The organism is Ramlibacter sp., from assembly GCF_050250995.1.
Lineage (GTDB): Bacteria > Pseudomonadota > Gammaproteobacteria > Burkholderiales > Burkholderiaceae_C > Ramlibacter.
Window position 1 is genome coordinate 32,992 of sequence record NZ_JBFWNP010000024.1, and the last position, 24,217, is coordinate 57,208.

Annotated in this window: 28 protein-coding genes and 1 tRNA gene; 13 read left to right on the top strand and 16 right to left on the bottom strand. The window is 69.2% G+C overall.

Translation table 11 applies throughout. The annotated features are described in order from the left end of the window. The first annotated feature begins 8 nt into the window (after window positions 1–8). Window positions 9–1,019, top strand: coding sequence for a TerC family protein (locus AB7E83_RS16085; RefSeq protein ID WP_428571189.1), 1,011 nt, complete (start codon window positions 9–11; stop codon window positions 1,017–1,019). A gap of 77 nt (window positions 1,020–1,096) precedes the next feature. Beyond that, the gene (locus tag AB7E83_RS16090; protein WP_428571191.1) at window positions 1,097–1,636 is read left to right on the top strand and encodes a universal stress protein; all 540 of its coding nucleotides are present in this window, start codon (window positions 1,097–1,099) and stop codon (window positions 1,634–1,636) included. Between the two features lie 87 nt (window positions 1,637–1,723). Here AB7E83_RS16090 and AB7E83_RS16095 read toward each other — a convergent pair. Both AB7E83_RS16095 and AB7E83_RS16100 read right to left on the bottom strand, forming a co-directional pair. Further along, window positions 1,724–1,800, bottom strand: a tRNA-Pro gene (locus AB7E83_RS16095). Window positions 1,801–1,844: 44 nt separating this feature from the next. After that, the gene (locus AB7E83_RS16100; protein ID WP_428571271.1) at window positions 1,845–2,774 is read right to left on the bottom strand and encodes a polyprenyl synthetase family protein; all 930 of its coding nucleotides are present in this window, start codon (window positions 2,772–2,774) and stop codon (window positions 1,845–1,847) included. 212 nt (window positions 2,775–2,986) lie between these two features. On the opposite strand from AB7E83_RS16100, the gene rplU reads away from it, so the two are divergent. The 4 genes from rplU (at window position 2,987) to proB (ending at window position 5,863) form a co-directional block, all read left to right on the top strand. Next, window positions 2,987–3,298, top strand: coding sequence for a 50S ribosomal protein L21 (rplU, locus tag AB7E83_RS16105; RefSeq protein ID WP_428571273.1), 312 nt, complete (start codon window positions 2,987–2,989; stop codon window positions 3,296–3,298). Between the two features lie 16 nt (window positions 3,299–3,314). Beyond that, window positions 3,315–3,572 (top strand): 50S ribosomal protein L27, encoded by a 258-nt coding sequence (gene rpmA, locus AB7E83_RS16110; RefSeq protein ID WP_428571193.1) that lies wholly within the window; start codon window positions 3,315–3,317, stop codon window positions 3,570–3,572. Between the two features lie 72 nt (window positions 3,573–3,644). Continuing rightward, window positions 3,645–4,727 carry an Obg family GTPase CgtA gene (cgtA, locus tag AB7E83_RS16115; RefSeq protein ID WP_428571195.1) on the top strand — a complete coding sequence of 361 codons (1,083 nt, stop codon included), beginning with the start codon at window positions 3,645–3,647 and terminating at the stop codon, window positions 4,725–4,727. An 11-nt stretch (window positions 4,728–4,738) separates the two neighbouring features. After that, on the top strand, window positions 4,739–5,863 hold the full coding sequence (gene proB, locus AB7E83_RS16120; RefSeq protein WP_428571275.1) for a glutamate 5-kinase: 1,125 nt from the start codon (window positions 4,739–4,741) through the stop codon (window positions 5,861–5,863). A 13-nt stretch (window positions 5,864–5,876) separates the two neighbouring features. Here the strand turns inward: proB and AB7E83_RS16125 are convergent, their stop codons facing one another. Together AB7E83_RS16125 and AB7E83_RS16130 are read right to left on the bottom strand one after the other, a co-directional pair. Then, complete coding sequence (locus AB7E83_RS16125) at window positions 5,877–6,395, bottom strand: CNP1-like family protein (RefSeq protein WP_428571197.1); 519 nt, start codon at window positions 6,393–6,395, stop codon at window positions 5,877–5,879. 1 nt (window position 6,396) lies between these two features. Beyond that, entirely contained in the window at window positions 6,397–7,050 is a 654-nt protein-coding gene (locus AB7E83_RS16130; RefSeq protein ID WP_428571199.1) for an RNA pyrophosphohydrolase, read from the bottom strand. Window positions 7,051–7,134: 84 nt separating this feature from the next. On the opposite strand from AB7E83_RS16130, the gene AB7E83_RS16135 reads away from it, so the two are divergent. Both AB7E83_RS16135 and AB7E83_RS16140 read left to right on the top strand, forming a co-directional pair. Beyond that, a complete protein-coding gene (locus AB7E83_RS16135) occupies window positions 7,135–8,880 on the top strand; it encodes a proline--tRNA ligase (RefSeq protein WP_428571201.1) in 1,746 nt (581 codons plus the stop codon). Beyond that, on the top strand, window positions 8,877–9,482 hold the full coding sequence (locus AB7E83_RS16140) for a lytic transglycosylase domain-containing protein (protein ID WP_428571203.1): 606 nt from the start codon (window positions 8,877–8,879) through the stop codon (window positions 9,480–9,482). Before AB7E83_RS16135 ends, AB7E83_RS16140 begins: the two co-directional genes overlap by 4 nt. Window positions 9,483–9,513: 31 nt before the next feature. On the opposite strand, the gene grxD is transcribed toward AB7E83_RS16140, so the two are convergent. The 4 genes from grxD to hemA form a co-directional block, all read right to left on the bottom strand. After that, on the bottom strand, window positions 9,514–9,840 hold the full coding sequence (gene grxD / locus AB7E83_RS16145) for a Grx4 family monothiol glutaredoxin (protein ID WP_428571205.1): 327 nt from the start codon (window positions 9,838–9,840) through the stop codon (window positions 9,514–9,516). A 30-nt stretch (window positions 9,841–9,870) separates the two neighbouring features. After that, the gene (gene prmC / locus AB7E83_RS16150) at window positions 9,871–10,689 is read right to left on the bottom strand and encodes a peptide chain release factor N(5)-glutamine methyltransferase (RefSeq protein WP_428571207.1); all 819 of its coding nucleotides are present in this window, start codon (window positions 10,687–10,689) and stop codon (window positions 9,871–9,873) included. 58 nt (window positions 10,690–10,747) lie between these two features. Further along, on the bottom strand, window positions 10,748–11,857 hold the full coding sequence (gene prfA / locus AB7E83_RS16155; RefSeq protein ID WP_428571209.1) for a peptide chain release factor 1: 1,110 nt from the start codon (window positions 11,855–11,857) through the stop codon (window positions 10,748–10,750). Window positions 11,858–11,933: 76 nt separating this feature from the next. Beyond that, the gene (hemA, locus tag AB7E83_RS16160) at window positions 11,934–13,193 is read right to left on the bottom strand and encodes a glutamyl-tRNA reductase (RefSeq protein ID WP_428571211.1); all 1,260 of its coding nucleotides are present in this window, start codon (window positions 13,191–13,193) and stop codon (window positions 11,934–11,936) included. Window positions 13,194–13,250: 57 nt separating this feature from the next. On the opposite strand from hemA, the gene AB7E83_RS16165 reads away from it, so the two are divergent. Genes AB7E83_RS16165 through queF form a run of 4 tightly spaced genes read left to right on the top strand, consistent with a single transcriptional unit; the run spans window position 13,251 to window position 16,129 of the window. After that, on the top strand, window positions 13,251–13,529 hold the full coding sequence (locus AB7E83_RS16165; protein WP_428571213.1) for a hypothetical protein: 279 nt from the start codon (window positions 13,251–13,253) through the stop codon (window positions 13,527–13,529). A gap of 7 nt (window positions 13,530–13,536) precedes the next feature. Then, window positions 13,537–14,400 (top strand): 2OG-Fe(II) oxygenase, encoded by an 864-nt coding sequence (locus tag AB7E83_RS16170; protein WP_428571215.1) that lies wholly within the window; start codon window positions 13,537–13,539, stop codon window positions 14,398–14,400. Beyond that, window positions 14,397–15,287, top strand: coding sequence for an alpha/beta fold hydrolase (locus AB7E83_RS16175; protein ID WP_428571217.1), 891 nt, complete (start codon window positions 14,397–14,399; stop codon window positions 15,285–15,287). The genes AB7E83_RS16170 and AB7E83_RS16175 overlap by 4 nt, the downstream gene beginning before the upstream one ends. Next, complete coding sequence (gene queF, locus AB7E83_RS16180) at window positions 15,284–16,129, top strand: NADPH-dependent 7-cyano-7-deazaguanine reductase QueF (protein WP_428571219.1); 846 nt, start codon at window positions 15,284–15,286, stop codon at window positions 16,127–16,129. The genes AB7E83_RS16175 and queF overlap by 4 nt, the downstream gene beginning before the upstream one ends. A 16-nt stretch (window positions 16,130–16,145) precedes the next feature. On the opposite strand, the gene AB7E83_RS16185 is transcribed toward queF, so the two are convergent. The 7 genes from AB7E83_RS16185 to AB7E83_RS16215 all read right to left on the bottom strand — a co-directional run bounded on the left by AB7E83_RS16185 (window position 16,146) and on the right by AB7E83_RS16215 (window position 22,078). Then, window positions 16,146–16,403 carry a hypothetical protein gene (locus AB7E83_RS16185; RefSeq protein WP_428571221.1) on the bottom strand — a complete coding sequence of 86 codons (258 nt, stop codon included), beginning with the start codon at window positions 16,401–16,403 and terminating at the stop codon, window positions 16,146–16,148. 81 nt (window positions 16,404–16,484) lie between these two features. Beyond that, on the bottom strand, window positions 16,485–17,012 hold the full coding sequence (locus AB7E83_RS16190; RefSeq protein WP_428571223.1) for an anti-sigma factor domain-containing protein: 528 nt from the start codon (window positions 17,010–17,012) through the stop codon (window positions 16,485–16,487). 80 nt (window positions 17,013–17,092) lie between these two features. Continuing rightward, a complete protein-coding gene (locus AB7E83_RS16195) occupies window positions 17,093–18,163 on the bottom strand; it encodes a hypothetical protein (RefSeq protein ID WP_428571225.1) in 1,071 nt (356 codons plus the stop codon). A gap of 99 nt (window positions 18,164–18,262) precedes the next feature. Then, entirely contained in the window at window positions 18,263–19,549 is a 1,287-nt protein-coding gene (locus tag AB7E83_RS16200; RefSeq protein WP_428571227.1) for a sensor histidine kinase, read from the bottom strand. Next, window positions 19,542–20,228: a response regulator transcription factor gene (locus AB7E83_RS16205; protein ID WP_428571229.1), complete on the bottom strand. Its 687-nt coding sequence runs from the start codon at window positions 20,226–20,228 to the stop codon at window positions 19,542–19,544. The genes AB7E83_RS16200 and AB7E83_RS16205 overlap by 8 nt, the downstream gene beginning before the upstream one ends. 16 nt (window positions 20,229–20,244) lie before the next feature. Further along, the gene (locus tag AB7E83_RS16210) at window positions 20,245–20,709 is read right to left on the bottom strand and encodes a Spy/CpxP family protein refolding chaperone (RefSeq protein WP_428571231.1); all 465 of its coding nucleotides are present in this window, start codon (window positions 20,707–20,709) and stop codon (window positions 20,245–20,247) included. 142 nt (window positions 20,710–20,851) lie between these two features. Continuing rightward, the gene (locus tag AB7E83_RS16215) at window positions 20,852–22,078 is read right to left on the bottom strand and encodes a Y-family DNA polymerase (protein WP_428571277.1); all 1,227 of its coding nucleotides are present in this window, start codon (window positions 22,076–22,078) and stop codon (window positions 20,852–20,854) included. A 72-nt stretch (window positions 22,079–22,150) separates the two neighbouring features. Here AB7E83_RS16215 and AB7E83_RS16220 point away from each other — a divergent pair, with 72 nt between their 5' ends. Next, complete coding sequence (locus AB7E83_RS16220) at window positions 22,151–23,044, top strand: c-type cytochrome (protein ID WP_428571233.1); 894 nt, start codon at window positions 22,151–22,153, stop codon at window positions 23,042–23,044. 4 nt (window positions 23,045–23,048) lie between these two features. On the opposite strand, the gene AB7E83_RS16225 is transcribed toward AB7E83_RS16220, so the two are convergent. Continuing rightward, on the bottom strand, window positions 23,049–24,203 hold the full coding sequence (locus tag AB7E83_RS16225) for an alpha-hydroxy acid oxidase (protein WP_428571235.1): 1,155 nt from the start codon (window positions 24,201–24,203) through the stop codon (window positions 23,049–23,051). Window positions 24,204–24,217 lie beyond the last annotated feature (14 nt).

The following is a 24,217-nucleotide window of genomic DNA, read 5'->3' on the forward strand; positions in this document are numbered from 1 at the left end:
CGACTTTCATGCAAACCATCGGCTCCCCCCTCATGTGGTCCTTGTTCGCAGCCCTCGTGGTGGTTGCGCTGCTGATCGACTTTTTTGCGATGAGCAAGCAGGGCGCGCACCGCGTGAGCACGCGGGAAGCTGCCGTCTGGTCGCTGGTCTGGGTCGGCGTTTCCTTCGCCTTCATGGGCTGGCTGTGGTGGTACCTCGGTGGTACGGGCACGGAGGAGGCGGCTCGCTCCCTCGCCAACGCGAAGGCGCTGGAGTTCCTGACCGGCTACCTGATCGAGAAGGCGCTGGCGGTCGACAACATCTTCGTGTTCCTGATGTTGTTCACCTACTTCGCCGTGCCGGCACAGTTCCAGAAGCGAGTCCTGATGATCGGCATCCTGGGCGCGCTCGTGCTGCGTGCCGTGATGATCCTGGTGGGCGCCTGGCTGATCGCGCAGTTCCACTGGATCCTTTATGTGTTCGGCGCATTCCTCTTGTTCACGGGAATCAAGATGTGGTGGGCTGCCGGCCAGGAGCCCGACCTGGAAAACAACCCGGCCCTCAAGTGGATCCGCGGCCGCTTCAGGATTTCGCCGGACTACGACGGCGAGAGATTCTTCACCACGGTGGGCGGCGTCAGGATGGCAACGCCGTTGCTCGTCGTGATCCTGCTCATCGGCATCGTCGATCTCGTGTTCGCGGTCGACTCGATCCCGGCCATCTTCGCGATCACGACCGACCCCTTCATCGTGCTCACCTCCAACGTGTTCGCCATCCTCGGCCTGCGCGCGATGTACTTCCTGCTGGCCAACATGCACGAGCGCTTCCACCTTCTCAGCTACGGTCTCGCGATCGTCCTCGTGTTCATCGGCGCGAAGATGCTGCTGATCGACGTCTACAAGATCCCGGTGGTGTTTTCGCTGGGGTTCACCGCCGTCACGCTGGCCGTGACGATGATCCTGTCGCTCAAGATTCCGCCCAAGGGCACACCGGGTGGCGCCTATCCGTTCGGTTCGAAGTCGCGGGACGAGCGGGAATAGAGCCGGTGGCCCGGCAAACGACTCGCGAGACCAACACGGCCGTGCATCGAGAAACCCCTACGTAAAGGAGACAAGGAATGAGCACCGCACCTTTGCCGCGAGCCCTCGGCACGACGACGCTCCTTCTGCCCTGCGACGGAAGCCCGGATGCGCTGCTTGCGCTGCGGCATGCCATCGCCGCATTCCACCGCGGGGATGTGCAGACGATTCACCTGCTGAACGTGCAGCCGCCCTTCTCGGCCTACGTGGCGCGCCACGTCGACCGGCGCGTGCTCGATGACTTTCGCCGGGAACGCGCCCGCGAGGCACTCGCCGAGGCACGGCAGCTCCTCGACGACGCTGCTGTTTCCTACTGCTTACACACGGAGGTCGGCGACACGGCCCGCTGCATCGTCGACGCGGCCCGTCGACTGCGCTGCGACCGCATCGTCGTCGGTACGGGGCGCAAGAGCGCCCTGGTGCGCGCCTTCGAGAACTCCCTCACCAGCCGTCTGCTGGAGAGCTCCCCGATACCGGTCGAGGTGATCTGCGGTGCGCCGGCAAGCGCGCTGCAGCGTGTCGGCGTCCCGGCCGGCGTGGGCGTCGGCATGGCATGGCTGCTGGTGGGTGGAACATGACCGTGGCACGGATGTGGCACGGAACGCATCCGAGCCCCTGCAGCGAGGGCGGACCCTGCTGCAAGTCATCGTCGCGAAAGGAATTCCTGGTCGGGGTGAGAGGATTCGAACCTCCGGCCTCTACGTCCCGAACGTAGCGCTCTACCAGGCTAAGCTACACCCCGATTCGCCGCGAGGCGCCTGGTGCCGAAAAGCCTTTGCAGGGTTTTCAGTTGCGGCGCTGCAGCAGTGAAGCCGCCAATTGTAGCAGCCCCTCGGTGAACGCATTGGGCGGCAGTCGCCGCGCGGCTGCGATCGCGCGCTGCGCCTCGGCTGCCGCGGCATCGCGCGCCACGTCCAGCGAGCCGGTTTCGCGCACGATGCGCACGATCTGGTCGAGCTCGCCCACGGCGCCCGTCTCGATGGCGTGCCGCACCACCTCGCACTGCGCGGGCGTGCCGCGCCGCATGGCGGCGATCAGGGGCAGCGTGGACTTGCCCTCGCGCAGGTCGTCGCCCAGGTTCTTGCCCATCTCGTGCGCGTCGCCGGTGTAGTCGAGCACGTCGTCGATCACCTGGAAGGCCGTGCCCAGCGCCTGGCCGTAGTCGGCGCAGGCCTGCTCGATCTCCGGCGGCGACTTGGCAAGCACCGCGGCAAGCCGCGAGCTGGCCTCGAACAGCTTGGCTGTCTTGGAGCGGATGACGTGCAGATAGCCTTCCTCGTCGAGGGAAGGGTCGTGCATGTTCATCAGCTGCTGCACTTCGCCCTCCGCGATGACGTTGGTGGCTTCGGCCAGGATTTCCATCACGCGCATGTCGTGCGCGTCCAGCATCATCTGGAACGCGCGCGAATAGAGGAAGTCGCCGACGAGCACGCTCGCGGGGTTGCCGAAGTTCTGGTTGGCAGTGGCGCGGCCCCGGCGCAACGTGGACTCGTCCACCACGTCGTCGTGCAGGAGCGTGGCGGTGTGGATGAATTCGACCACGGCCGCGAGGTTGAGGCGCTGCTCGCCGCGAAAGCCGAGCGCGCCCGACATCAGCAGCAGCAGCGCGGGGCGCAGGCGCTTGCCGCCGGCCGAGATGATGTAGCGCGAGACCTGGCCCACGAGAGGAACGCCGGAGTCGAGGCGGCGGGCGATGACCTCGTCCATCCGTCTCATGTCGTCGGCGACCAGGGCCAGGGCGGAAGCGGCAGAGGTGTCGGTCAAGGCGTCGGGATCGGGGTTGAGGGATTATAGGAACGTGAGAGGAGCGCGAGAGCAACGCGACGGTACGCTTGCGCACCGCAGCGTGTTAGTAACCACAAACTATGCTATATTCGAGGGCTTCGCGGAAATCCGTCCGCGAAGAGATCACCCCAATGAGGTTCAACATGTACGCGGTCATAAAAACCGGTGGCAAGCAGTATCGCGTTGCCTCCGGCGACAAGATCAAAGTAGAACAGATTACTGCGGACATCGGCCAGGAACTCACGATCGATCAGGTACTCGCAGTCGGCAGCGGCGGCGACCTGAAGATCGGCGTCCCCCTGGTGTCCGGTGCCACGGTCAAGGCCACGGTCGTGGCGCACGGCAAGCACGACAAGGTTCGCATCTTCAAGATGCGCCGTCGCAAGCACTACCAGAAGCACCAGGGCCATCGCCAGCAGTACACCGAGCTGGAAATCGGCGCCATCGCCGTCTGATCCGGAGCACTTCGAAATGGCACAGAAAAAAGGCGGCGGCTCTACGCGAAACGGGCGGGACTCCCAGCCCAAGATGCTCGGCGTGAAGGCCTTCGGCGGCGAACTCATCAGCGCCGGCTCGATCATCGTGCGCCAGCGCGGCACTAAGTTCCACCCCGGCACCAACGTCGGCGTGGGCAAGGACCACACCCTGTTCGCGCTGGTCGAAGGCCACGTGAAGTTCGCGGTCAAGGGATCGATGAACAAGTCGACCGTGAGCGTGGTCCCGGCGTAACGCGCCAGGTCTCGCCACAAGCAAGGCCCTGCATCGACATGCAGGGCCTTTTTGTTTTAATCGGGGCAGCACATGAAATTCGTCGACGAAGCCTTCATCGACATCGCCGCGGGCGACGGGGGGAACGGCTGCGTGTCGTTCCGCCACGAGAAGTACAAGGAGTTCGGCGGCCCCAACGGCGGCGACGGCGGCCGGGGCGGGCATGTCTGGGCGGTGGCGGACGTCAGCCTGAACACCCTGGTCGACTTCCGCTTCTCGCGCCGCCACGAGGCCGGCCGCGGCGAGCACGGAATGGGCTCCGACATGTTCGGCGCCATGGGCCACGACGTCACGCTCAAGATGCCGGTGGGCACCATCATCACGGACGCCGAGACCGGCGATGTGATGTACGAGCTGCTCGTGCCCGGCGAAAAGATCATGATCGCCAAGGGCGGCGACGGCGGCTTCGGCAACATGCGCTTCAAGAGCGCGATCAACCGCGCGCCCCGGCAGAAGACGCCCGGCTGGCCCGGCGAGAAAAAGAGCCTGAAGCTCGAACTCAAGGTGCTGGCCGACGTGGGCCTGCTCGGCATGCCCAACGCGGGCAAGTCGACGCTGATCGCGGCCGTGTCGAACGCGCGGCCCAAGATCGCGGACTATCCGTTCACCACCCTCCACCCCAACCTGGGCGTCGTGCGCGTCGGGCCCGAGCAGAGCTTCGTGGTCGCCGACGTCCCCGGCCTGATCGAGGGCGCGTCCGAAGGCGCGGGGCTGGGCCACCAGTTCCTGCGCCACCTGCAGCGCACGCGCCTGCTGCTGCATCTCGTGGACATCGCGCCCTTCGACGAAGGCGTCGACCCGGTCGCGCAGGCGAAGGCCATCGTCAACGAGCTGAAGAAGTACGACAAGGCGCTCTACGACAAGCCGCGCTGGATCGTGCTCAACAAGCTCGACATGGTTCCGAAGGAAGAGCGCGAGGCGCGCGTGAAGGACTTCGTGAAGCGCATGCGCTACAAGGGCCCGATCTTCCAGATCTCCGCGCTCACGCGCGAGGGTTGCGAGCCGCTCGTGCAGGCCGTGTACCAGCACATCAAGGCGCAGCAGAAGGCCGAGCAGCCGGCGGAAGTCGACCCGCGCTTCGCTTCGGCAGCGCCCGAAACGTCAGGCCAAAAATGAGCGCCGGCACGATGGTCTCGCCCGTGCTGGGCGATGCGCGGCGCATCGTCGTCAAGGTCGGCTCCAGCCTCGTGACCAACGAGGGCCGCGGCCTCGACGAGGCCGCCATCGGCGAATGGTGCCGCCAGCTCGCCGCGCTCGCCGCCGATGGCCGCGAGGTCATCATGGTGTCGAGCGGCGCCATCGCCGAGGGCATGAAGCGACTGGGCTGGGCCACGCGCCCGCACGAGATCCACGAGCTGCAGGCCGCCGCCGCGGTGGGGCAGATGGGGCTCGCGCAGATGTACGAGACGAAGCTGCGCGAGAACCGGATGCAGTCCGCGCAGGTGCTGCTCACGCACGCCGACCTCGCGGACCGCGAGCGCTACCTCAATGCGCGCTCGACCCTGCTCACGCTGCTCGGGCTGCGCGTGCTGCCCGTCATCAACGAGAACGACACCGTCGTCAACGACGAGATCAAGTTCGGCGACAACGACACGCTCGGCGCGCTGGTCGCCAATCTCGTCGAGGCCGACCTGCTCGTGATCCTCACCGACCAGAAGGGGCTCTTCAGCGCCGACCCGCGCAAGGACCCCGCCGCGAAGTTCATTCACGAAGCGCGCGCGGGCGACCCCGCGCTGGAGGCGATGGCGGGCGGCGCCGGCTCCAGCATCGGACGGGGCGGCATGATCACGAAGGTGCTCGCCGCCAAACGCGCTGCGGGCTCCGGCGCATCGACGGTCATCGCCTGGGGCCGCGAGCCCGATTGCCTGCTGCGCGTCGCGAAGGGCGAGATCGTGGGCACGCTGCTCGTGGCGCCCACGCAGAAAAGCCAGGCGCGCAAGCGCTGGATGGCCGACCACCTGCAGCTGCGCGGCGCGGTGACGGTGGACGATGGCGCGGTGCCCAAGCTGCGCGACGAAGGCAAGAGCCTGCTGCCCATCGGCATGATCGGCGTGGAGGGCGATTTCTCGCGCGGCGACGTGATCGCGGTGCGCGATGCGGCGGGCGCCGAGATCGCGCGCGGCCTCGCGAACTATGCGGCGGCCGAGGCGCGGCTGCTGTGCCGCAAGCCGTCCGGCGACATCGAGCGGCTGCTCGGCTACGTCGCCGAGCGCGAGATGATCCACCGCACGAACCTGGTGGTCACGCGCTGAATTCGTCGGCGGATCAGCGGTCGCCGAAACGCTGGTCGACCGGCGCGCGCAGGTCCCGCAGGATCTTCGTCGGGTTCGCGTTCGGCGTGGTGCCGTGGCACACGCCGGCGCGCGCGATGGCCAGGCTGTGCGGCTGCAGCTTGGGCTCGTAGAGCGAGCGCCATTCGGGTGTGCCCACCGCACGCCAGCCGCCTTCGCCCGAGTGCCGCGCGTACACCTTCACGTCGGCCTTGCCGCAATGAACGCCTTCGTAGATCGCATTCACCGCGCCGCCTTCGCGGCTGCGGGCGACGACCACGTAGCGCACGACGCTGTCGCTGCCCACGCTGATCGACTCGGGATCGATGCCGAAGCGCAGCGTGCTGCGCGGGACTTCCACCGGTACCAGGCCATCGACGCGCAAGGCGGGTGGCGGGGGTGCCTCGATCTCCTGCCAGTTGCGGTCGCCGCCGAACAGCTGGGCGAGCGCGGCGGGAGCCGCCAACGAAGAAAGTGCCAGCGCGAGGGCGGGCGCGGCCAGTCGCCGATGCATGTCAGTCCTTGGGAACAGGCGAAGTCTCGCCGGCCGGGTTGGGGTCGAAGGTCGCGCCGGGCGGCAACTCCATGGCGGGCGGCACGCCCGGCATGCCGATGTGGTGCGGGGCGCCGTGCGGCCCGTGCGGATCGTGTTCGCGGGCGCGCATGCCGCTGCGCAGGTAGCGGTTGCGGTGGTCGTTGCGGGGCAGGTAGCGCGCGAGTTCGCGCAGCGCCATCTCGTACACGCCGCGCTTGAACTCGACGACGACGTCGAGCGGCACCCAGTAGTCGTTCCAGCGCCAGGCGTCGAACTCGGGGTGGTTGGTGGCGCGCAGGTTCAGGTCCCAGTCCTGTCCCATCAGCTGCAGCAGGTACCAGATCTGCTTCTGGCCCTTGTAGTGGCCGCGCGCGTCGCGGCGGATGTAGCGTTCGGGCACTTCGTAGCGCAGCCAGTCGCGCGTGCGGGCGACGATGCGCACATGCTCCGGCCTCAACCCGACTTCCTCGTGCAGTTCCCGGAACATGGCCTGTTCGGGCGTCTCGCCGCGGTCGATCCCGCCTTGCGGGAACTGCCAGCTGTGCGTCCGGATGCGCTTGCCCCAGAACACCTGGTTTTTCAGGTTGAGCAGGATGATGCCGACGTTGGGCCTGAAGCCGTCCCGGTCAAGCATAATCAAACCCCAAATCTTTAACTGAGTTCATTATGCACGGCGCATGTGCGCTGTGAAGAGCTCGGAACCCCGCTCCCGCGCACGATGAAAGCTTCGCAGTTCCTCATTTCCACCTTGAAGGAGGCGCCGGCGGACGCCGAGGTCGCGAGCCATCGGCTCATGATGCGCGCCGGCATGATCAAGCGGCTCGGCGCGGGCATCTACACCTACATGCCGATGGGCCTGCGCGTGATCCGCAAGGTCGAAGCCATCGTGCGCGAGGAAATGAACCGCGCGGGCGCCGTCGAATGCACCATGCCGGTCGTGCAGCCCGCGGAGCTGTGGCAGGAGACCGGCCGTTTCGAGAAGATGGGGCCGGAGCTGCTGCGCATCAAGGACCGTCACGAGCGCGACTTCGTCGTGCAGCCCACGAGCGAGGAAGTGGTGACGGACATCGCGCGGCAGGAGCTGCGCAGCTACAAGCAGTTGCCGAAGAACCTGTACCAGATCCAGACGAAGTTCCGCGACGAGCGCCGCCCGCGCTTCGGCCTGATGCGCGGGCGCGAGTTCATCATGAAGGACGCCTACAGCTTCGACCGCGACGTGGCATCGGCCAAGCGCAGCTACGAAGCGATGTCGACGGCCTACCGCGCGATCTTCGACCGTTTCGGCCTGCGCTACCGCGCGGTGGCGGCGGACAGCGGCGCCATCGGCGGCGACCTGTCTGAAGAGTTCCAGGTGATCGCGTCGACCGGCGAGGACGCCATCGTCTACTGCGCCGCGAGCGACTACGCGGCGAACATGGAAAAGGCCGAGGCGCTCGCGCCCCAGGGGCCGCGTGCGGCCGCCGCGCAGGACATGAAGAAGGTGCCGACCCCCGGCAAGAGCACCTGCGCCGACGTCGCGCAACTGCTCGGCGTGCCGCTGGCGGCCACGGTCAAGTCGCTCGTGCTCGCCACCGACGCATTGAACGAACGCGGCGAGATCGCGAACACCACGGTGTGGCTGCTGCTCGTGCGCGGCGACCACGACATGAACGAAATCAAGGTGAGCAAGGTCCCGGGGCTCGCCGACGGCTTCCGCTTCGCCACGGTGGCCGAGATCGAAGCGCATTTCGGCACGAAGCCCGGCTACCTCGGCCCGATCGGCACGAAGCTGCCGGTGAAGGTCGTCGCCGACCGCGAAGTCGCCGTCATGGCCGACTGGATCTGCGGCGCGAACGAAGAGGGCTTCCACATCGCCGGCGTGAACTGGGGCCGCGACCTGCCCGAGCCGGCGGCGGTGGCCGATATCCGCAACGTGGTCGAGGGCGATGCGTCGCCCGACGGCAAGGGCACGCTCGCCATCGAGCGCGGTATCGAGGTCGGCCATGTGTTCTATCTCGGCACCAAGTACAGCGAGCCGATGAAGGCGACCTTCCTCGACGAGGACGGCAAGCCCAAGCCGTTCGAGATGGGCTGCTACGGCATCGGCATCACGCGGCTGCCGGCCGCGGCCATCGAGCAGAACCACGACGAACGCGGCATCGTGTGGCCCGATGCGATCGCGCCCTTCACGGTCGTCGTCTGCCCCATCGGCATGGACCGCAGCGCGGACGTGAAGGCGGCCGCGCAGAAGCTGCACGACGACCTGCAGTCGGCCGGCGTCGACGTCATCCTCGACGACCGCGGCGAGCGTCCCGGCGCGATGTTCGCCGACTGGGAACTGATCGGCGTGCCGCACCGGGTGGTGATCTCCGACCGCGGGCTGAAGGAAGGCCAGCTGGAATACCAGCATCGGCGCGACGCGGCGGCAACGAAGGTGCCGGCGGGCGAAGTCTTCGGCTTCCTGAAGGGACGCCTGGCCCGGTGATCACCCGCCGCGCCTGCGTCGCGGGTTCCGCGAGCCTGATCCTCCTGCCGTCCGCACGCGCGGGCGGCCAGCTCGAAGAGCCCCTGGCCGACTCCGTGCGCACCGCGCTGAGCGCCGCCGTGCGCGAACCCGCGCCGCTCGAGCCCGTCTTCCGCACCAGCGAACGCTATTTCGATTACCTGCGGTGGCTGCGCGAAATGAACGACCGCCTGCGCAAGCGCAAGGCCACGCTGCAGGAGCGAACCGATTTCCTCAAGACGGTGTGGTACGAGGCGACGCGCGCCCGCCTCGACCCCGGCCTGGTGCTGGGCCTGATCCAGGTCGAAAGCGCCTTCCGCAAGTTCGCGGTGAGCCGCGTGGGCGCGCGCGGCTACATGCAGGTCATGCCGTTCTGGATGCGCCTGATCGGCGACGGCGACGTCGGCCGGCTCTTCCACATGCAGACCAACCTGCGCTTCGGCTGCGTCATCCTGCGGCACTACCTCGACCGCGAGCGCGAAGACCTCTTCATGGGGCTCGGGCGCTACAACGGCAGCCGCGGCAAGCCGGAGTACCCCAACGCGGTGTTCGCGGCCGCGAAGCAGTGGGTCTTCGCGGCCTGAAGGCGGCTGAAAGCCGCTGAGGACCCGCGGCTCAGGACTGGGGGGCGCCCAGGACCTGCTGCAGCTCGCCGCTCTGGTACATCTCCATCATGATGTCCGAGCCGCCGATGAACTCGCCCTTGACGTAGAGCTGCGGGATCGTCGGCCAGTTGCTGAATTCCTTGATGCCCTGGCGGATCTCGTCGTCCTCCAGCACGTTCACGGTGGCCAGCTGCTTCGGGTCGACGCCGCAGGCCTTGAGGATCTGGATGGCGCGGCCGGAAAAGCCGCACATGGGGAACGAGGCGTTGCCCTTCATGAAGAGCAGGACGTCGTTGCTCTGGACGAGCTGGGCTATGCGTTGCTGGGCGTCGGCCATGGGTGGTCTCCTTGGACGGGATTATCCCCGTTACGGCGCGCGGCCGCCGGTGCAGCGCTCGATGCCCGCGAGGTCCTTGCGGGTGGCGATGCCGGCGAAGCCGGCGGCGGCGAGCAGGCCGCGCACGGCGGCGGCCTGGTCCCAGCCATGCTCGAGCAGCAGCCAGCCGCCGGGTTCGAGGTGTTCGCGGGCGGCCGCCGCGATCCTGCGCAGGTCGTCCAGCCCGTCCGGCCCGGCGGCGAGCGCGCTGCGCGGCTCGTGCGCCAGGTCGTCGAGGTGCGGATCGTCGTCGCGCACATAGGGCGGGTTGGAGACGATGAGCTCGTAGCGTCCGGCGCCATCGAGCCACGAGGCGCGGCGAAAGCGCACGTCCAGCCGCAACGCCTCGGCGTTGGCGGCGGCGACGCACAGGGCGGCCTCGCTCGCATCGACGGCCTCGACGTCGGCCTGCGGCGCGCGGTGCTTGACGGCGAGGGCGATGGCGCCGCTGCCGGTGCCGAGGTCGAGGACGCGCGGCGTCGCGGGCGGGCGCGGCAGGAGTTCGAGCGCCCAGTCCACCAGGACTTCCGTGTCGGGCCGGGGCACGAGCACGCGCGCGTCCACCTTCAGGTCGAGCCCGTGGAATTCCTTGTGGCCCAGGAGATAGGCGACCGGCTCGCCGGCGGCGCGGCGGTGGGCGAGCGCGGTGAATCGCCCGGCGGCCGCGGGATCGAGCGCATCGTCGTCATGGGCGATGAGCCAGGCGCGGTCGGACGCATGGCGGTGCAGCGCATGGAGCAGCAGCAACTGCGCATCGAGCCGGGCGAGGCCGAGCGATGCGGCCGTGGCAAGTGCCTGGTGGATCAGCACGCCGTGCCCTCACCCCAGCCCTCTCCCAGAGGGAGAGGGAGAAATGCTCGGCTTGCCGTCACGCGGCGACTTTCCCCGTGGGCGAAAACCCGCTCAGCTCCAGCTCTTCGAGCTGCTCCGCGCGCCGCGCGAGCAGGAGGCCTTCGACCAGCTCGCCGAGCTCGCCTTCCATCACGAAGCCCAGCTTGTAGAGCGTGAGGTTGATGCGGTGGTCGGTGACGCGCCCCTGCGGGAAGTTGTAGGTGCGGATGCGGTCGGAGCGGTCGCCGCTGCCGATGAGGCCCTTGCGCGTGGCGGCCTCCTTCGCGGCGCGTTCGCTGCGCTCCTTTTCCTGGATGCGCGCCGAAAGCACCTGCAGCGCCTTCGCCTTGTTTCGGTGCTGCGACCGGTCGTCCTGGCATTCGGCGACGATGCCCGTCGGGATGTGCGTGATGCGCACCGCCGAATCGGTCTTGTTCACGTGCTGGCCGCCCGCGCCCGAGGCGCGGTAGGTGTCGATGCGCAGGTCGGCCGGATTGATCTTCACGGCCTGCGCCTCGTCGGGCTCGGCGAGCGCGGCGACGGTGCAGGCGCTCGTGTGGATGCGGCCCTGCGTCTCGGTCGCGGGCACGCGCTGCACGCGGTGGCCGCCCGACTCGAACTTGAGCTTGCCGTAGGCGCCCTCGCCGACGATGCGGACCACGACCTCCTTGAAGCCGCCGACCTCGCCCGCGCTCTCGCTCACGATCTCGGTGCGCCAGCCCTCGCGCTCGGCATAGCGCGTGTACATGCGCAGCAGGTCGCCCGCGAAAAGCGCCGACTCGTCGCCGCCGGTGCCCGCGCGGATCTCGAGGAAGGTGTTGCGCACGTCGTCCGGGTCCTTCGGCAGCAGCAGCGCCTGCAGGCTCGCCTCGAGTTCGGGAATGCGCGTGTCGAGCGACGCCAGTTCCTCGCGCGCCATCTCCGCCATCTCGGGGTCTTCGAGCATGTCGCGCGCCTGCGCCCGGTCGCGCTCGGCCGAGAGGTATTCCTCGAATCGGCCCGCGACCTCGCTCACCTCCGCATGTTCGCGGGAGAGTGCGCGGTACTTCTCCATGTCGTTCACCACGTCGGGCTGCGAGAGGAAGAAGTCGAGCTCCTTCAGGCGAAGCGGAAAGCGTTCGAGCTGCTGGCGGAGAAAGGGTTTCATCGGAGCGGAAGCGGTGTCGTTGCGGGCCGGACGCGCGAAAGGCGTCCCGGAAAAAAGGGCCGGACAGCGAACGCCGCTAACGCTCCTTGCGCAGGAAGAAATGCTCGATGGCCTGCGACGCGCGCTGGCGCGACTCGGTGTCGCCCGCATGCAGTTCGGCCATCGCGCCGTGCAGCATCTTCTGCGTGAGGCCACGCGCCAGGGCCTCGAGCACGGCGTCGACGTCGTCGCCGCGCGCGAGCATCTTGCGGGCCCGCGCGAGTTCGAGCGCGCGCCAGGCGTCGGTCTGCGCATGCAGCTGCCGGATCAGCGGCACGGCGCCGCGCTGGTCCATCCAGTGCACGAAGCTCTGCACGCCGGCATCGATGATCGCCTCGGCCTGCGCCACGGCCGCCTGCCGGTGCGCGTGGCCGGTCTGCACCACGTGCGCGAGATCGTCGACGGTGTAGAGGTACACGTCCTCCAGCGCCTTCACCTCGGGCTCGATGTCGCGCGGCACGGCCAGGTCGACCATGAACATCGGCCGGTGGCGGCGCGCCTTCAGCGCGCTTTCCACCGCGCCGAGGCCGATGATGGGCACCTGGCTCGCCGTGGAGCTCACGACCACGTCGAACTCGTGCAGGCGCGAGCTCAGGTCGGCCAGCCGCATCACCTCGCCGCCGAAGCGCGTGGCGAGCTTCTCGCCGCGTTCGAGCGTGCGGTTGGCGATGGCGATGGACTTCGGGTTCCTTGCCGCGAAATGCGTCGTCGCCAGCTCGATCATCTCGCCCGCGCCGACGAAGAGCACGCGCACCTTGCCGAGGTCTTCGAACAGCTGGGCCGCGAGGCGCACGGCCGCCGCGGCCATGCTGATCGAGTGCGCGCCGATGTCGGTGGACGTGCGCACCTCCTTGGCCACGGCGAAGGAGCGCTGGAAGAGCTGGTTGAGCGTGCTGCCCAACGCGCCGGCCTCGTCGGCCGCGCGCACCGCGTCCTTCATCTGGCCCAGGATCTGCGCCTCGCCCAGCACCATCGAATCGAGGCCGCTCGCCACGCGGAAGGCATGCCGCGCCGCGTGCGCATCCTGCAGCATGTAGGCGTGGTTGCGCACGAGCGTGGAGGGCACGCCGCCGGACTGCGCGAGCCACTCGATGGTGGAGCCGATCTCGTGCTCGGCCGAGGCGCAGTAGATTTCGGTGCGGTTGCAGGTCGAGAGGATCGCGGCCTCGGGCGGGCGGGCCAGCGAGGTGCGCAGGGACTGCAGCGTGGGGGCGATCTGGTCGACGGCGAACGCGAACCGCCCGCGCAGGTCGAGCGGAGCCGTCGTGTGGTTGATGCCCAATGCCCAGACTGCCATGACGGGAATTATAAAATTGCAACCTGTCCCCCGTCTATACAAGGATCAAGCAGACGCATGAACGCGCTCGCGCTCGCCGTACACCTTGCCGGCTTCGTGTTGCCGGCCGCGGCCGTCGCGGCGCTGGTGGCGCTGGCCGCTCGCTTCATCCTGCGCGGCGCGCGCGAGTCCCGCTGGTGGGTGGCGCCGGCCGTGAATTTCGCCTCCGGCGTCGCGGCGCTCGCGGCCGGGCTTGCGATGTTCGGCCGTGACGGCAAGATGGCCACGTATGCGGCCTTGGTCGTCGCCGTGGCGACAAGCCAGTGGATGGTCAGCCGCGGCTGGCGGACGCGATAATCCGTCCATGAGCAGTACACAGACCCGCCAGCAGATCACGCCCGAGCTGCGCCAGTGGATCGTCGACCAGGCCCAGGGGGGCCACACCGCCGAGTCGGTGCTGAAAGCCATGCTCGCTTCCGGCTGGAGCGAGGAGGTCGCCGTCGAGGCGATGGAGTCCACGCTGCGCGGCCACCTCGAGACGAAGGCCGCGGCGGATGGGCTGCCCCCCGCGGTGCCCGTGCCCGACCCGGACCTCGACGATTCGCCGCTCTACATCGACTGCGGGGACCGCCGCGTCGCGGTCCTGCAGGCCATGGGCAGCCCGCGCGTCGTCGTGTTCGGCGGCCTGCTGTCCGACGAGGAGTGCGACCAGCTGATGGACGCCGCGCGGCCGCGCCTCGCGCGCTCGCTCACCGTGCAGACCAAGACCGGCGGCGAGGAGGTCAATGCCGACCGCACGAGCAACGGCATGTTCTTCCAGCGCGGCGAAAACGAACTGGTGCGCCGCATCGAGGAGCGCATCGGCCGCCTCGTGAACTGGCCGGTGGAAAACGGCGAGGGCCTGCAGATCCTGCACTACACGCCCGGCACGGAGTACAAGCCGCACTACGACTACTTCGACCCCAAGGAGCCCGGCACGCCCACCATCCTCAAGCGGGGCGGCCAGCGGGTCGGTACGCTGATCATGTATCTCGGCGAGCCCGAGAAGGGCGGCGGCACGGTGTTTCCCGACGTGCATCTCGAAGTCGCGCCCAAGCGGGGCAATGCGGTGTTCTTCAGCTACGAACGCGCGCATCCGAGCACGAAGACCCTGCACGGCGGCTCGCCCGTGAACGCCGGCGAAAAATGGATCGCCACCAAGTGGCTGCGCGAACGCCGCTTCGAATGAAGGTCCAAGCCAACGGCATCGCCATCGAAGTCGAAGACACCGGCGAGACGGATCGCCCGGTCGTCCTGCTGGTCATGGGCCTCGGGCTGCAGCTGATCTCCTGGCCGCCGCCGTTCTTGCGGGCGTTGAACGACGCGGGCTTTCGCGTCGTGCGCTTCGACAACCGCGACGTCGGCCTCTCGCAGCATTTCGACGACAAGGGCCTGCCCAACCTGATGTGGGAAGGCTTCAAGCAGCGCGTGGGCCTGCCGGTGAAGGCACCCTACACGCTGGACGACATGGCGAGCGACACGCTCGGCGTGCTCGACGCGCTGGGCATCGCCCGCGCGCACATCGTCGGCGTGAGCATGGGCGGCATGATCGCGCAGCGCGTCGCGATCCGCGCGCCGGAGCGCGTGACGAGCCTGTCGAGCATCATGAGCTCCAGCGGCGCGCGTTTCCTGCCCGGGCCGAAGCCGCAGGTGCTGCAGGCGCTGTTCAGCCGTCCCGCCGGGACCGGCGAGGCGGGCATCGTCGACCACTTCGTGAAGGTCTTCCGCATCATCGGCAGCCCCGGCTTCCCGACGGACGAAGCGTCCCTGCGCGAAGGCATCCGTGCCGGCGTGCGCCGCAGCTACCACCCCGCCGGCACGATGCGGCAGATGGCCGCCGTCGCCGCCGACACGCGTCGCGCGCGCGAGCTCGCCCGCGTGAAATCGCCCACGCTCGTGATCCACGGGCGGGACGATCCGCTGGTGCCGCTCGCCTGCGGCCACGACACCGCGCGGCGCATCCGGGGCGCGCGCATGATGGCCGTCCACGGCATGGGGCACGACCTGCCCCCGGGCGTCTGCAAACACCTCGTCGCGGCGCTGGTGCCGCACCTGAGGCAGGCGGAGGGACCATGAACACACCCGAGAATTCCGGCCTCGGCAAGTCGGCTGCCTATACGGACCACTACGACGCGAGCCTGCTCTACCCGATGTCGCGCCTGCCCAAGCGCGAGGAGCTCGGCCTGCACGGCAAGCTGCCGTTCTTCGGCGCGGACCTGTGGACGGCCTTCGAGCTGAGCTGGCTCAACCGGCGCGGCAAGCCGCAGGTCGCCATCGCGCACCTCACCGTGCCCTGCGAGACGCCGAACATCGTGGAGAGCAAGTCGATGAAGCTGTATCTTGGCAGCTTCACCAACACGGCGTTCGGCTCGGCCGAGGAAGTGCGCGAGACGATCCGCCGCGACGTGAGCGACGCCGTGTGGCGCGGCGCGCCGGTGGCCGGAACGGTCGGCGTGAAGCTGCTGCTGCCGGACCTCTTCGACCGCGAACCCGTCGAGGAGCTCGACGGCCTCTCGCTCGACCGGCTCGACATCGACTGCACGCAGTACACGCCGCAGCCGGACCTGCTGGTGGCGGCGGCCGGCGAGCCGCCGGTGACGGAGACACTCGTCAGCAACCTGCTCAAGAGCAACTGCCTCGTGACCGGCCAGCCCGACTGGGGCAGCGTCCAGCTGCGCTACAGCGGCGCGCAGATCAACCAGGAGGGATTGCTGAAGTACCTGGTGAGCTTTCGCAACCACAACGAATTCCACGAGCAGTGCGTGGAGCGGATCTTCATGGACGTGTGGCAGCGCTGCAAGCCGGTGAAGCTGGCGGTGTACGCGCGCTACACGCGGCGCGGCGGCATCGACATCAATCCGTACCGCACGAGCCATCCGGGCCCGATGCCCGGCAACGCGCGCACCGCGCGACAGTAGTCCGGCGGGGGCGCGTTCAGCGCGCCCAGTCGCAGCGCAGCTTGCGCGCGCGATGCGCCTTCAGGCGCCCGGCGACGTAGAGGCTCGGCGCCGAGATCGCGGCGAGGCACAGGGGGAAAGCCCATTCGGCCTCGAGCACCCAGGCCGGAATGCACCCGACCCAGCCCGCGAGCCAGAGGGTCAGCATCGCATCCCACAGGTGGTACTCCACCGGATGATCGTTGCGGTGGCGTGCGTGCCACTGCCTGATGCGCTGCAGTTCGTCGAGGTCCATGATCCGTCTCCCGGCTGGGCGATCGGATCAATGTAAGACTCGCGTAAGTAAACGTCAATCGTCCGCCGTTCGACGGCCGCATCACCAGAGCTTTGCGCACGCGCCGCTGTAGAGGATGCGCGTGGGCGCCTGCGGCGTCGCCGACTTCTCCGCGCTCGCCACCAGCGTGCCCACCTTGGCGAGCAGCTTTTCGGCGGTCGCCGGCAGCCGCGTGGTGGTGGAGCCCTGCAGCGGCGCCTCGCCGAGAACGAAGGGAGGCGCGCCTTGCGGGACCGCCCACAGCAGCAGGCGTTCGCCGGGGGCCGGCGCGTCGACCGGCCCGATGGCCTTGACCGTCAGCACCGAGCCGTGCCGCAGGGAACTCACGACGTAACGGCCATTGCCCTGCGCATCGGCAAGCACGCCGACGAAGCCTTGCGGGAGCTTCTGGCCGCTTCGCATGGCGGCTTCGTCGGCGGTCAGGAAGATGGAGGGCGCGACCGAGAGCATGACGGTCGCCATGGCAAGGCCTGCCATGACGCCGCCGAGCACCCAGCGGGCGGGCCGCGACCAGCCATAGCCGGGCTCGGTGGCCGGCCTGTCGAGCGGCAGGATCGGTTCATCGGGCATGCGGCCCAGTATGGCCGCGCCACTCGTCCCGTGCAATCCCGCCGCGCGGCGCGCCCTCGGCGCACCGCGCTTTCACCGCATTACCGCACGATGATCGGAATGCCGCCGCCGTACGAGATCACCGGGCCGGGCGCGCCGACGTCGAAGCTCCAGGTCTTGTTCACCGCATTGCCGGCGCGGTCGACCGCGGTCACCTCGGCGAGGTGGCGGCCCGGCGGCAGGTTGATGCGGTAGCTGAAGTCCTGCGGCGTGACGCGCGCGACGCCGGTCACGTCGCGGCCCGAGATGAGGATGCGCACCGTCGAGGGATCGACACCGCGGCCGCCGGCGTCGTCGAAGGTGCCCGAGACGGCCGCTCCGTTGGGCACGATGTCACCGGGGCGCGGCAGCAGGTTGCCGAGCGTCGGCGCCTCCGTGTCGCCGCGCGCGAGCGGGCGCACGAGGCGCGCGGTCGCGACCTGCGAGCCCTGGCGCAGCGTGGCCGTCGCGCCGTTGAACGCATCGGGGTTGTCGCGCTGGCGGATGGTGTAGCTGCCCTCGTAGTGGCCGGGCCGCGTCTCGCGCATCGCGACGTTGCTCACGACGCCCGGAATGTCGAAACTGGCGCTCGCGCCCGGCGCGCCATTGATCCGGAAGTTCAGTTCGCGGCCGGGCTCGATCCGGCCCACGGGGCGTGCATGGAACTCCTCGATCTTCAGCACGGGCGGCGGCGCCACGGCGACGGGGGTCGCGGGTGCGACGCCCATCGCGAGCGCCTGGAACGAGGCCGGGTAGCTGAAGCTGTGGACTGCGCTGCGCTTGCCGGAGACGACCTTCGCCGCGATGGTCGCGGTCGGATCGATCCGGTCACGGCTGCGCACGGTGTAGGTTCCGCGGTACATGCCGGCCGACGTTTCCTTCAGCGCGACGACGATGTTCGTCTTGCCCAGGGTCACGGTGGCGGCCGAGCGCGGCGTCGCCTCCAGCGCGAACTGCAGGTCCGAGCCGGGACGCAGGCCCTCGTCCGCATTCACCTGCAGCGTGTGGATTTCGAGGGCGCGGGCCGCAGCGGCCGCCTTCGGTGCCGCCGCTGCGGGCGTGCCGATCAGTGCCGCTGCCGGGGCGAGCAGCATGAGGGCTGCGACGGTGCTTCTCAATTTCGCGTTCTTCATGGTGGATTGCCTCATGAGTCGATACATGAGTACAACTTAGTGTCGCGCTGCCGCGAGCGCTGTAGGCCTCGCCGGGCGGGTGGCGTAGGACGTACCGGCTCAGGCGCTCCCGCCCGGAAGATGGATTTCCACTTCCAGTCCGGGATCGGCGTTGCGCAGCGTGAGCGTGCCGCCATGCGCCTGCGCGATCAGCCTGCACAGGTACAGGCCCAGCCCCACGCCGCCGGTCGCGCGACCGCGCGATGCGTCCGGACGGTAGAACGGCTGCGCGAGCTGCGGCAGGGCATCAGGGGCCACGCCCGGCCCCCGGTCGCGCACGGTGAGCACCGCGCCGCCGGCGCCGTCGGCCGCGAGCCGCAGTTCGGCGGGGCCGGCGCCCGCGCCGTGGCGCGTCGCGTTGTCGACGAGATTGCGAAGCAAAAGGCGCATGCGCATGCGATCCACCGCGATTTCGGGCAGCGTCTCGACGGCCTGCGCGTTCGCGCCATGCGCAAGCGCGGCCTCGCGCACCAGCGCCGCGAGATCCGTGGGCTCGCGGTGCAGCGCCGCGTGACCCTGGCCGAGCCGCTCGCTTTCGAGCAGGTCCGTCACGAGGTGGCCCATGGCCTGCAGGTCGCGCATCAGCGCCTCGCGCCTCGGCGCGACGTCGCCGTCCTCCGGCAGCAGTTCGGCATTGAGCCGCGCCCGCGTGAGCGGGCTTCGCAACTCGTGGCTCATCGCCAGCAGCAGCGCGCGCTGCGCCTCCAGCATGTCGCGGATGCTGGCGGCCATGGCGTTGACGTCCCCCGCGAGTTCGCCGAGTTCGTCGCGCCGGCGCACGGGAATCGCCTGCGCGAACTCGCCGCGGCCGAAGCGCTGCGCACCGGCGCGGATGTCGTCGAGCGGCCGCAGCAGCCGCCGCGCATACGCATAGGCGAGGGCGGTCACGAGCAGGAGCACGGCCAGCGTGCCCCAGCCCCACAGGCGCGGCTTGTCGCGCCATGCCTGCAGGTTGAGGCCGAATTCGACGCGGTGCCCGTCGGCCGTGCGGCGCACGAGCAGGCCGGCGTCGCGTTCGTCCCGCAGGTCGCGCGCGCCGTGGCGGCGCGGATGGCTCTCCCACTGCGTCGCCGGCCCCGCGATGCGGATCGTCACCGGCAGGCGCTCGGTCAAGGCGCGCGCCTTCGCCGCATCCGGCGGCGTGCCGAGATCGACGACGAGCCGGTCCACGTAGTCGTACAACAGCGGCCGGGCCGCATCGCGCCAGCCGATGCCCAGCGCCTGCTGCATGCCCGCGAGGAACACCGCGCTGGTGGCGAGCGCGAGCACAAGGAAGAGCGCGACCAGCCGCGCCTTCAGCGAGTGCCGAAGAAGGTGGCCCGCGCGCCGGTGCCAGCGCTCAGCCACCGCGGGCGCCCTCGGCACGCAAGGCGAAGGCGTACCCCGCGTTGCGCAAGGTCTTCACGGCCTGCACCGGTTCCAGCTTCTTGCGCAGCCGGCTCACCACGATGTCGACGGCGCGCGTGTACAGCTCGGCCTCGTGGCCGCGCAGCTGGTTGAGGATGTCGTCGCGCGTGAACACCTTGCCCGGCGAACGCGCGAGCAGCAGGAGCAGCTCGAACTCCGTGCCGGTCAGCTCGACGGGCTGGCCCATGCAGGTCACGCTGCGCGAGACGGGATCGAGCGCGAGCCCCTCGAAGCGCAGCGTCGCGTCGGCCGGCGCGCTGCGCCCGCGACGCAGCACCGTCTGCAGCCGCGCCACCAGTTCGCGCGGCTCGAAGGGCTTGGGCAGGTAGTCGTCCGCGCCGAGTTCGAGCCCGACCACGCGGTCCGTCACTTCGCCGCGGGCGGTGAGCATGATGACGGGCAGGTCGCTCTCCGCGCGGATCGCGCGGCACACCGCGAAGCCGTCCTGCTCGGGCAGCATGACGTCGAGGATGGCGGCGTCGAAGCCGCCCTGCCGCAGCCGCGCGAGCCCTTCGCTGGGGCGCAGCGCCTGCTCCAGCCGCATGTCGAAGCGGGCGAAGTAGGCCGCGAGCGGCTCGCCGAGCCCGGCGTCGTCGTCGATCAGCAGGATGCGCGGCATGCGGCATTGTGGCGCGTCAGCCGCGGCCCCAGCCGCCGTGTCGGCGGCGCTGCATGAAGTCCCGCACGCGGGCCTGCTGCGTCGCGTTCAGGCTGTCGTAGAAGTCGCCGAGCGCCGCGATCACCTCCGGACTCGCGGTGGCGACCGCCGCCGTCTTCTGCGCGACGAGCGCCTGCGCCTTCGTGCGGTCGAACTTGTCGCCGGCGACGAGGCCCGTGACGTCGGCGCGCGTTCCCGCGAAGGCCGCGCGCTGCGCCGTCAGCCGGTCGGCCAGCACGTTCAGCTTCGCGCGCTGGTCCGTGTTTAGGTCGAGCCGGCTGCTCACGCGGTCGACGGCCTTCTCGCGCATCTTCGCGCGTTCCTCGGTGCTCATGTCCTGCCAGCCGGCATGGCCGGTGCGGTGGCCGCAGGCGGTGAGCGCGCCCAGGGCGAGGGTGGCGCCGAAGACGGCGAAGAGGCTGCGGCGGATCCAGTTGCGCATGATGGTTTCCTTGGTGCGTTGAACAGGGTTCCATCGTGCCGGCGCGTCGCCGCGCGGTCGTCTCCGCGCAGTCGCGGTTCTTTTCGTTTTGTTTCAGCCGTCATTCCCGCGAAGGTGGGAATCCAAGGCTTTCGAAAGGCGCTCAGGGGAGCCCTGGATCCCCGTCTTCGCGGGCATGACGAGCGTCGGCGAACAAGTCGACGATAGCCTCCGACACCTGACGCACATCGTCGTCGGGTGTCGCAAGATGCTCCTGCGAACCGGCCTTCGCCAGCTTGCCCACGCGCACACCCAGCAGTCGCAGGCGCCGCGACAGGTCCACGCGCTTCAGGCACAGCCCCGCCGTGCGCCGAATCAGCTTCGCATCGTCGGTGAACCGCTCCAGCGTCTGGTCGCGCGTCGCGATGCGGAAGTCGTCGTAGCGCAGCTTGATCCCGATCGTCTTGCCGACGTAGCCCTTGCGCTTCAGGTCGTCTGCCACGCGCTCGCACAGGTCGGTGAAGATCGCGCCCAGCTCGGCCCGGTCGCGAACCGCGTGCAGGTCGCGCTCGAAGGTCGTCTCCCGGCTCATGGACACGGGCTCGCTCTCGGTCACGACGGGCCGGTCGTCGCGGCCCCATGCCGCGTCGTGCATCCAGGCGCCCGTGCCGGGGCCGAAGTTGTCGATGAGCCACTCGCGCTCCGCCCGCGCGATGTCGCCGATCGTGAGCAGGTGCAGCTTGTGCAGCTTCGCCTCCGCCTTCGGCCCGATGCCGTTGATCTTGCGCACGGGCAGCGGCCAGATCCTCGGCTGGACGTCCGCCTCGTACACGATGGAGATGCCGTTGGGCTTGTTGAACTCGCTCGCCATCTTCGCGATGAGCTTGTTCGGCGCGACGCCGATCGAGCAGGTGAGCGCCGTCGCGTCGAAGATCGCCTTCTGGATCAGCCGCGCCAGCACGCGCCCGCCCTCGCGCTGGCCGCCGGGGACGTCGGTGAAATCGATGTAGACCTCGTCGACGCCGCGGTCCTCGACCACCGGCGCGATGTCGCGGATGATCGCCTTGAAGCCGCGCGAGAAGCGGCGCACTTCCTCGAAGTCGACCGGCAGCACGATGGCCTGCGGCGCGAGCTTCGCGGCCTTCATCATTCCCATGGCGGAGCCCACGCCGAACTGGCGCGCGGGATAGGTCGCGGTGGTGATGACGCCGCGCCCGACATAGTCCTTCAGCAGAGGAAACGCCTCGGGCGGCACCTTCGCGAGCGGCACGTCGGCGTACTGCTCGCGCAGGATGTCGTCCACCTTGCGGCGGCCGCCGCCGATGACGACCGGCAGGCCCTTGAGCTGGGGGTAGCGCAATAATTCGACGGAGGCGAAAAAGGCGTCCATGTCGAGGTGCGCGATACGGCGGATGCGGCTCACCTGTACATTGTCGCCATTGCAGAACGAGGAGGTGTCGGCATGGGCAAGTGGTTGCGAATCGGTCTGGGGGTGATCGCGGTGCTCGCCGCCGTGGCGGCACTCGGCGTGCTGGCCGGCCTCGAGATGTACAAGAGCCGCACGATGCGGAAGGTGAACGTCAACGTGCAGGCGGTTGCCGCGGCGAAGGATCCGCAGGCGCTGGCGCGGGGCAAGTACCTGTTCGAGACGCGGGGCTGCACCGATTGCCACGGCAACGACGGCGCGGGCCGCTCGTTCGCGAACGACAGCAGCATCCACATCGCCGGACCGAACATCACACCGGCGGGCGTGGTGGCGCAGTACCGGGCGGAGGACTGGGTGCGGATCATCCGCCACGGCGTGAAGCCGGACGGGCGGCCCGCCATGGTCATGCCGAGCGAGGACTACAACCGGCTCACCGACGCCGACCTCGCCGGACTCATCGGCTACATCCAGTCGCTCGCGCCCCGGCGCGGCGGACCCGCCATCGTCGAATTGCCGCTGCCCGCGCGCGTGGCCTACGGCTTCGGGGCGATCCAGGACGCTTCCGAGAAGATCGACCACAACCTGCCGCCGCAGCAGCCCATCGCGGAAGCGGTGAACCCGCAGCATGGCAAGTACGTCGCGAACGCCTGCATCGGCTGCCACGGCGACACGCTGTCGGGCGGGAAGATCCCCGGCGGCCCGCCCGACTGGCCCGCCGCCGCGAACCTCACGCCCGGCGAGGGCACGGCGATGACGCGCTACAAGGACGCCGCGGCGTTCACCGCGATGATGCGCAGCGGCAAGCGCCCGGACGGCACGGCCATCGCGGTCATGCCCTTCGAGTCGATCGGCCGCATGAGCGACGTGGACGTGCAGGCGCTGTATGCCTACCTGAAGACGGTGCCGGCGAAGCCGGCGGGGCAGCGCTGACGGCTTACTGCGGATACGTCCCCGGCACGAGGATGCTCCGGTCCACCTGCCGCACGTCCGTGCGCCCGCAGAACGCCATCGACAGGTCGAGCTCGCGCTGGATGATCGCCAGCGCCTTCTCCACGCCTTCCTGCCCCATCGCCCCCAGCCCGTAGAGGAAGGCGCGGCCGATGTAGACGCCCTTCGCGCCGAGGGCGAGCGCCTTCAGCACGTGCTGGCCCGAGCGGATGCCGCCGTCCATGTGGACCTCGATGCGGTCGCCCACGGCCGCGACGATGGACGGAAGCGCCGAGATCGAGGACGGCGCGCCATCGAGCTGCCGCCCGCCGTGGTTCGACACGATGAGCGCATCGGCGCCGGACTTCACAGCGAGCTCCGCATCCTCGACGTCCTGGATGCCTTTCAGGATCAGCTTGCCGCCCCAGCGTTCCTTGATCCACGCCACGTCGTTCCACGACAGGCGCGGGTCGAACTGCTTCGCGGTCCATTCGGAGAGCGATCCCATGTTCTCGACGCCTTTCACATGGCCGACGATGTTGCGGAACTCGCGCCGCGACGTCCCCAGCATGCCCATGCACCAGCGCGGCTTGGTCGCCATGTTGATCAGGTTGGGAATCGTGAGCTTCGGCGGCGCCGACAGGCCGTTGCGCAGGTCCTTGTGCCGCTGGCCGAGCACCTGCAGGTCGAGCGTGACGACCAGCGCCGAGCAGTTCGCGGCCTTGGCGCGGTCGATCAGGCGGGCGATGAAATCCCGGTCCCGCATGACGTACAGCTGGAACCAGAAGGGATGCCCGCCGGTCGCCTCCGCCACATCCTCGATGGAGCAGATGCTCATGGTCGACAGCGTGAACGGAATGCCGAACTTCTTCGCGGCGCGCGCGGCGAGGATCTCGCCGTCGGCATGCTGCATGCCCGTGAGCCCCGTGGGCGCGATGGCCAAGGGCATCGCCACGTCCTGCCCGATCATCGTCGAGCGCAAGCTGCGGTTGTCGATGTCGACGGCGACGCGCTGGCGCAGCAGGATGCGCTCGAAGTCGGCCTCGTTCGCACGGTACGTGCTCTCGGTCCACGAGCCCGAATCGGCGTAGTCGTAGAACATGCGCGGCACGCGCCGCTTGGCGAGCAGGCGGAGGTCCTCGATGTTGGTGATGACGGTCAAGCCTCGTCTCCTCG

Excerpts from the sequence above, each read along its gene's own strand:
- AB7E83_RS16085 (WP_428571189.1), top strand. The coding sequence starts at position 9 with ATGCAAACCATCGGCTCCCCCCTCATGTGGTCCTTGTTCGCAGCCCTC.
- AB7E83_RS16090 (WP_428571191.1), top strand. The coding sequence starts at position 1,097 with ATGAGCACCGCACCTTTGCCGCGAGCCCTCGGCACGACGACGCTCCTT.
- AB7E83_RS16100 (WP_428571271.1), bottom strand. The coding sequence starts at position 2,774 with ATGAGACGGATGGACGAGGTCATCGCCCGCCGCCTCGACTCCGGCGTT.
- rplU (WP_428571273.1), top strand. The coding sequence starts at position 2,987 with ATGTACGCGGTCATAAAAACCGGTGGCAAGCAGTATCGCGTTGCCTCC.
- rpmA (WP_428571193.1), top strand. The coding sequence starts at position 3,315 with ATGGCACAGAAAAAAGGCGGCGGCTCTACGCGAAACGGGCGGGACTCC.
- cgtA (WP_428571195.1), top strand. The coding sequence starts at position 3,645 with ATGAAATTCGTCGACGAAGCCTTCATCGACATCGCCGCGGGCGACGGG.
- proB (WP_428571275.1), top strand. The coding sequence starts at position 4,739 with ATGGTCTCGCCCGTGCTGGGCGATGCGCGGCGCATCGTCGTCAAGGTC.
- AB7E83_RS16125 (WP_428571197.1), bottom strand. The coding sequence starts at position 6,395 with ATGCATCGGCGACTGGCCGCGCCCGCCCTCGCGCTGGCACTTTCTTCG.
- AB7E83_RS16130 (WP_428571199.1), bottom strand. The coding sequence starts at position 7,050 with ATGCTTGACCGGGACGGCTTCAGGCCCAACGTCGGCATCATCCTGCTC.
- AB7E83_RS16135 (WP_428571201.1), top strand. The coding sequence starts at position 7,135 with ATGAAAGCTTCGCAGTTCCTCATTTCCACCTTGAAGGAGGCGCCGGCG.
- grxD (WP_428571205.1), bottom strand. The coding sequence starts at position 9,840 with ATGGCCGACGCCCAGCAACGCATAGCCCAGCTCGTCCAGAGCAACGAC.
- prfA (WP_428571209.1), bottom strand. The coding sequence starts at position 11,857 with ATGAAACCCTTTCTCCGCCAGCAGCTCGAACGCTTTCCGCTTCGCCTG.
- hemA (WP_428571211.1), bottom strand. The coding sequence starts at position 13,193 with ATGGCAGTCTGGGCATTGGGCATCAACCACACGACGGCTCCGCTCGAC.
- AB7E83_RS16165 (WP_428571213.1), top strand. The coding sequence starts at position 13,251 with ATGAACGCGCTCGCGCTCGCCGTACACCTTGCCGGCTTCGTGTTGCCG.
- AB7E83_RS16170 (WP_428571215.1), top strand. The coding sequence starts at position 13,537 with ATGAGCAGTACACAGACCCGCCAGCAGATCACGCCCGAGCTGCGCCAG.
- AB7E83_RS16175 (WP_428571217.1), top strand. The coding sequence starts at position 14,397 with ATGAAGGTCCAAGCCAACGGCATCGCCATCGAAGTCGAAGACACCGGC.
- queF (WP_428571219.1), top strand. The coding sequence starts at position 15,284 with ATGAACACACCCGAGAATTCCGGCCTCGGCAAGTCGGCTGCCTATACG.
- AB7E83_RS16185 (WP_428571221.1), bottom strand. The coding sequence starts at position 16,403 with ATGGACCTCGACGAACTGCAGCGCATCAGGCAGTGGCACGCACGCCAC.
- AB7E83_RS16190 (WP_428571223.1), bottom strand. The coding sequence starts at position 17,012 with ATGCCCGATGAACCGATCCTGCCGCTCGACAGGCCGGCCACCGAGCCC.
- AB7E83_RS16195 (WP_428571225.1), bottom strand. The coding sequence starts at position 18,163 with ATGAAGAACGCGAAATTGAGAAGCACCGTCGCAGCCCTCATGCTGCTC.
- AB7E83_RS16205 (WP_428571229.1), bottom strand. The coding sequence starts at position 20,228 with ATGCCGCGCATCCTGCTGATCGACGACGACGCCGGGCTCGGCGAGCCG.
- AB7E83_RS16210 (WP_428571231.1), bottom strand. The coding sequence starts at position 20,709 with ATGCGCAACTGGATCCGCCGCAGCCTCTTCGCCGTCTTCGGCGCCACC.
- AB7E83_RS16215 (WP_428571277.1), bottom strand. The coding sequence starts at position 22,078 with ATGGACGCCTTTTTCGCCTCCGTCGAATTATTGCGCTACCCCCAGCTC.
- AB7E83_RS16220 (WP_428571233.1), top strand. The coding sequence starts at position 22,151 with ATGGGCAAGTGGTTGCGAATCGGTCTGGGGGTGATCGCGGTGCTCGCC.